Annotated in this window: 4 protein-coding genes and 1 pseudogene; 4 read left to right on the top strand and 1 reads right to left on the bottom strand. The window is 55.0% G+C overall.

Annotated elements, in window-relative coordinates:
* The coding region (locus MKD50_RS29800; protein WP_116344652.1) for a hypothetical protein at positions 1-337 on the bottom strand (337 nt) is incomplete at its 3' end.
* A gap of 565 nt (positions 338-902) precedes the next feature.
* On the opposite strand from MKD50_RS29800, the gene MKD50_RS29795 reads away from it, so the two are divergent.
* The 4 genes and pseudogenes from MKD50_RS29795 to MKD50_RS29780 form a co-directional block, all read left to right on the top strand.
* Positions 903-2,981 carry an MFS transporter gene (locus MKD50_RS29795; protein ID WP_012354789.1) on the top strand — a complete coding sequence of 693 codons (2,079 nt, stop codon included), beginning with the start codon at positions 903-905 and terminating at the stop codon, positions 2,979-2,981.
* A 200-nt stretch (positions 2,982-3,181) separates the two neighbouring features.
* Positions 3,182-4,291: pseudogene (locus MKD50_RS29790) on the top strand (condensation domain-containing protein); the annotation flags it as partial.
* Positions 4,292-4,610: 319 nt separating this feature from the next.
* Positions 4,611-6,101: a GMC oxidoreductase gene (locus tag MKD50_RS29785; protein WP_012354791.1), complete on the top strand. Its 1,491-nt coding sequence runs from the start codon at positions 4,611-4,613 to the stop codon at positions 6,099-6,101.
* Positions 6,102-6,386: aminotransferase (locus MKD50_RS29780; protein ID WP_252669737.1), on the top strand; the 285-nt coding region annotated here is incomplete at its 3' end.

Here is a 6,386-nt window from a genome sequence, read left to right as displayed (position 1 = left end):
CGCCTCTCGCTGCATGTGCCGCCCAAATTGCAAGAGTGAACGACATTCCGAAAGAGTTTACAACCCCACCCGCTATGTCATTGACCGTAAACGACTTTCTGCAGAGCACCAGTGTGTAATGAGGTTGGGTTGGAGGCACTCCCGGAAGACGGAAGCACGAACCCCGCGCGCCCCTTGGCTTACACATAGGCACAACAAGGGTGACGGCAAGAACAATCACTACCACCCCGAGTAACACGTGCTCCATGATGTTGCCATCGATGATCATTCTGACCAACGCATTCAGTTTTTTCAAAAACATCTCGAGTATCAAAAACATCTCGATCGGAATATGCAAAGTACATGCCACGCCCAGTCAGGAGTCGGCCAAAAAAAGCTGCATATTGATAGACATCAACACACAGTGGGGAGGCAACCTGTACACAGGTCGCTATGTCCGATCCTCGGACAACATGGCGCTAGCTAGCCCCAGCGCACTGAATAGCGCAAGACATTTGTAACCTCGTTCCATATACATTCCTGCGGCGGCTTCGCAGGACCGGTTTAGCAGCATGAAACTTCGGCTTCCGATAAAAATCCCGTGTGCCGCTGACTCTCGGGCTATAGGCAAGCAATAGAATTGTCTATTTTTAGATGCGGAACTTTAGTCCGCCCTGCGAGATGGACAATGTTCAGTAGGGGACAAATTGCAACAATTTCAACAGCACTTTGCACCGCGCAGAACGAAAGCAAGGGCCTCCATACCAGCGTGCAGTGTAGTTTTGCTCTAAACCGCTCCCAGGCACAGCGCTTGCACTAATGGTGTTGACTCGGCCGCAATTGGTCCCAGTGCTCACTGTTTTGACAAATGAACAGCAGCGCTAATTGTTGGGCCGCCATGTTCTTTCTTGCCCTCCAGGCCCATGTTTAACTCCTCACCAGACCACACTTTAGTCCCTCTACGTTCTGACCCTGTCCTTTTGGGGGGCGAAGACCGCTCCGGTACAACCTTGCTTAGCATTCTGCTCGACGCGCATCCGGATTTGGTCGTAGGTCCGGAAATCGATTTCACGGAGCCAATCAACCTTGGCTCACATATCCTTGAAGTATGCGCCTTGATGGCGTGTCGGGATCCACGGGTTATCGGTACGACGAAGGAAGCCATCGACCCTGAATGGTTCGAGGGCGTGCACTTCGTCTGGCAGTGTGAACGTTCGGCCTTGGACCGAGACGACGTAAAGACATTGGTGACGCGTGTGATTGCGGAGCGTGGAACCGTCCTGGCTACACTAGAGGATCGCTGTCTGCTTATCGACTCTATCGGCGAGTTCCGGCGACAACAGACCGGGGCGAAGCGATGGGGTCTAAAGCTTCAGCGACGGATCCAGAACCTCTGCAAATATGCCGCCATTTGGCCGCAAGCACATTTTATCCACATCATTCGCGATGGCCGCGACGTGGCAGCATCCCATGAAAAGGTTTCTGGGTGGGACCATCGGACTATCGGCGAGGCGGTCCAAGGCCGGATAAATGTCGTCACCAAGGCACACTTGGGTGCGCCCAGTGGTCGCTATCTCCAAGTGCGATATGAGGATCTGGTCACCGCCCCGCGTGAGACAGCTGCACGGATGCTGGAGTACCTGGGCTTGGGATGGAGTGAGAGGGTTCTGCATCACGCAGAGCACGAGCACGCGCTTTTCGACAAACCCTGGGGCCATCCCTCAGCTGACGCAGCTGCTCAACCCCTATACACCAGATGTATTGGGCGGTACGTGCGCGACCTCACGCCTCAGGAGGTTGAGCAGTTCGAACGCTTAGCAGGAAATTCGTCTACACGCTGTCCGTGCCGACTCTCTCGAGCAGGGAGTGATTCCAGTGGCAACGCAAACGCGACGACAACGCTTGCCCGGCAGCTTCTATCTCTCCTAGGCCAGATGGTTTCCCGCGTCGGCGCCCAAGTGACGCTCATCGCCCTACCTCTGACCGCGATCCAACTACACCAAGCAGGATCACTCGAGACAGGCTTCTTGCTTGCATGTGGACGTGCCCCGTACCTTCCGCTAGGCCCGCTTGCCGGCGTCTTCGCCGATCGATTCTCACATCGAATCCTTCTGATTACGGCAAATTGGATAATGGCGCTAACGTTGGCCACAGTACCTGTATCTGCTTTGCTTATCGGCTACGTCGGCATGCCCCATCTCTACACCGTTGCTACACTGATGGGCGGGCTTACGGTGATTGCCGACGTGGCCTTTTTGGCATGTGTGCCAACTGTCGTGCCGCCCCAACAACTTGTACAGGCTCAGAGCTGGATAGAACTAGGACAATCAGCGGCATTGGTACTTGGTCCTCCGCTCGCAGGCTGGTTGATCTATTCGCTTTCGGCACCTATCGCGATACTGGCAGATGCGGCGTCGTTCCTTCTGGTGACGGCGCTGCTCCCATACGTGATAATAGCGCCGACAACAAGCGCGTCGATGACAAGTGACTACGACACTAGGAGCATCCTTGAACGCGTTCTCTCGGAAGCTGCAGAGGGCGCGCTATTCGTGTTACGTACTCCCAAACTCCGCGCAATCACCTTTGCTACCGGTACTCCCATATTTTGGTACAGTGCCTACTCCGCCGTCTTTCTGCTGTATCTAACCGAGGGCTTAGGGCTGAACGCCACAACGATCGGGACCGTCTCAGGCATCGCTGCAATCGGAAGTGTTATCGGTACTTTGCTTGCACGTCCTTTTGCTCGAACGTTAGGCTTGGGTCGCGTGTTAATAGCAGCGCTCCTCACCAGTGCCGTTGGCGCAATGCTAACCCCGCTGCTCGAAGTGCCAGGATGGCTTGCATTGGGACTGTCGCAATTTGTATTGTGGATCGGCAAGCAGGTCTACAGCGTCCATCAGGCACCAATCCGCTACGCCTTGGCTCCGCCGCAACTGCACGGCCGTGTAAACGCAAGCATCCGGACCATAGTGCGGCCCTTGCTCCAGTCGGAGCCGTGTTAGGCGGCGCCTGTGGAACATGGCTCGGCGCCCGCGCGACGTTACTGCTTAGCGGAGCCCTCATTGCCGGAGCCGCTGGGTGGATCTGGGCATCCCCTCTGCAATCCGTGTGTACACCGCAGTTCGTGGGGGCAGACACTTAAGAACGGCTACCTCCATTACTTCTCGCGGCCAACACAGGCCTCATCACGAAGTTCGCCGACATGCTATCGGTCATCCTATCTCCGGGCCACCTCACCATTTGGCGGCCCTGCGCACCGCATGTGTCCAATCCCAATTGGACAGCCGACGGTCGGCTGCCCTCCTACGTCCAGGAAGCCCACATCACGTATGCACTTGAGACAGCTGGCAACGGTCCCTTGCAGCCGTCTTGGCTGGCCTGCATGTTCGATCTCCCGGGTGAATTCAATGCAGTTGCTTTCACCGAAGCTTTGCGTGCCTGGGTAACCCGCCACGAAGCCCTCCGTAGCCAGTTCATCGTGGCCCTTCCGCTTCCGCCTGGCGAACGATTTATTCGCACGACGCTACCGGCCGATGCCGTGAGAATCCGCCGCAGTGCGGCTGCGGACTTCACAGATGGACGTAAATTGTCACGATATCTGGAGAATCTGTTCGACAGCGAGGTTCTCGCTATAGGCTGGCCTAGCTATCTTTGGGCCACAGTGAGCCGTCCACAAGCAACCACCGTCTATGTCGCCGCAGACCACACCCTAATGGACTGCTACTCCATTCTCCATACTACGTATGAGATTCAACTACTGTATGCGTCAGCACACGCGTCCTCACAGAGGACGGCTGCGTCCATTCTTCCCGAACGGCCGCCAAGCTACTTGGATTTCGCAGAGGCTGAACGGAGCGCCGCCGGTGCGTTGAACGCTGAACACGAATCTATAGCGCGCTGGCGGACCTTTCTCAGCGAGAGCGGCGGCCGGCTACCTCAGTTCCCTGCCTCAGTAAGCGAGGCGACCGAAAGCCCCGCCGATCAGCCAAGCGGATACACAGAACTTCTCAACGCATCTGACGCACTCTCCTTCAGTCGAGTCTGCCGCACACTTGAGGGCAACTCGTTTGCTGGGTTGCTAGCCTGCCTTGCCAAAGCGGGCCAAGAAATCTGCAGTTCGAACGTATTCCGTACCATGGTACCCGTCAATACACAGACGGAGCACTTCCAATTTTCCATAGGATGGTATGTTGGTATGGGGCCCGTGGCCTTCTCCATCAAGCAAACAGACTCTTTCGGTGAGGTGGTGCGTTCGGCCGTAGCAGGGCTAGACGGCTTGAGGAATATCGCGCGAATTCCGCTGCCCCGTGTGGCCGAACTCCTCGGCCAGCCCCTGCGCGACCCTTTCATGGTGTCGTACATGGACCTTCGCCATACGCCTGGTGCGAGCAATTGGAACACCTGGGGAACTGCCGTCTTCCGTAGCCGCTGCACTGATCCTGATGAGGTGTTCTTTTGGTTCATACGCACTCATGATGGCTTCCACGTTAGCTATCGCCACCCGGCCACCAAATTGGCAGGCATTGCCATCCCACACTACGTGGAACGTACCAAAGAATTGCTTAGGTCTGTCGCGCGCAACGGCGACTGGCCCGCGCTAACATCCCTTCCCAAAAAGGACAGAATTGCACATGACAGACATCAAACACATTGCGGCGACCGCATCTCGCGATTACACAAGCTTCGATGTTGTTATCGTAGGCTCAGGCGCTTCAGGCTCAATTGCTGCCCGAACACTTGCGGAAAAAGGTTTCCACGTAGCCCTCCTCGAATATGGAGCCTTGGTATCCCCAGGTGCGCTATACGCCCCCAACCAAGCAACCTATAGTAAGGCACGAACATCTCCACACGGTCGCGCCGATGGAAATCCATGGACAGCATGTGCCGTTGGGGGAGGAATGCAATTTTACAACGCTATCATGTTCAGATACCGTCAAGCAGATCTCTCGGCATCCCAATACCTTAGGACTGACATGGAGATAGATTGGCCCATTTCACTTCTGGACCTCGAACCTTTTTATTCCGAAATCGAAAGTCTCTTAGAGATTAGCGGTACGTACGGATTTCAGCCCTATCCAGCAAGCCAAAGAGGTCTACTTATATCCAATGCGATGCGAGAACTTGGAATCACGCCAAAGAGTGTTCCGCTGGCGATCCGGCCACCCAAAACCACCAATGGATGCATTGAATGCTCCTCTTGCAACCACCTAGTCTGCCCTACGAATGCAAAGGCCAACATCCTAGCTAAGAGTGTTTTAGACGATTCCGCTTTCCCAGGATCGATTTCGGTGCTGTACGGATGCTTTGTCAATTCGATCGAGCTCCGAAGCGACTGCCACGCAGAAGCCCTTGAGTGCTATGTGCCGCTTTCCTCGCAGCGGATTCGTATCCCCGTTAAAGCGGTCATTGTGTGTGCAAATGCAATTCAGTCGGCGGCTTTAATGCTTCGCTCGAAGAGCCGACATGCACCTACAGGCATTGGAAATGATTCTGACCTCGTAGGGCGCGGCCTCTCATTCAAGATAAGCGGGTACTCCGTTGGCTACGTGAAGAATCCAGCCGCGCTTCCTGCGCATTGGGGCCCGCATGCGACTGTGTATACGGACGACTTCTATGAGCACCCTGGCGTGCCATGCAGATTTGGGGGGTTAATCTACGAGGCAAATTTGGATTCGCCAGGGGAAAACATCGGTCGCGTGCGACTTCACTATATCGCTGGTGAGGAACCATGGTCACACAACCGTGTAATGCTTGACAGCGCCATCGACCCACACGGCATTCCTTACATCCGTATAGCGTATAAAAACTCAGAAAATGATAGGGCACGAATCAGTTTTCTCGCCAACCGGGCTGAAGACACTCTCCGCCGCTTAGGCGCATCCTGTATCGAACGAATGCCTTTCTCGCGAGGCAAAGGCAGTTCACATCTACACGGCACCATGCGTGCGGGTTCTTTTCCAAAGACATCAGTCGTGGATCACTGCGGCAAGATTCACGGGCTAACGAACATCTATGTTATGGATGGCTCCGTTATGAATTTCGCCGGAAATAGCCATCCCACGCATACCATAATGGCCAACGCAAAACGAATGGCGCTGTCACTCGCCGAAAAGGAAAACTAAATGTCCTGTTCTGGATCCACTGGCCATTTGGCTGAATGGGAGCGCGAAATCCGCTCTTCCATCATTTTTAAATCCGCCTGGGGCTCGATGGCGGAGGATATCGATGGCAAGATCTATCTTGACATGTCATCTTGCAGCGGCGCCTCACCCTTGGGTAGTAACAACCCTGAATTTAAGGCGAGACTCTCTCAAGCTATGGAGAGCGATGCCGACATTCTTCCATCCCCAGTAAGCGAGCAGCGCCAGATGCTAGCTGCAAGAATCTCAAAGAGATTCGCGACTACA

Source organism: Cupriavidus mimosae (genome assembly GCF_023952485.1).
Classification (GTDB): Bacteria; Pseudomonadota; Gammaproteobacteria; order Burkholderiales; family Burkholderiaceae; genus Cupriavidus; species Cupriavidus taiwanensis_C.
The sequence above is the reverse complement of the archived record's forward strand: the minus strand, read 5'-3'. Positions and strand labels throughout refer to the sequence as shown.

Coding starts and splice junctions, on each gene's coding strand:
- MKD50_RS29785 (WP_012354791.1), top strand. CDS start 4,611: ATGACAGACATCAAACACATTGCGGCGACCGCATCTCGCGATTACACA.
- MKD50_RS29795 (WP_012354789.1), top strand. CDS start 903: ATGTTTAACTCCTCACCAGACCACACTTTAGTCCCTCTACGTTCTGAC.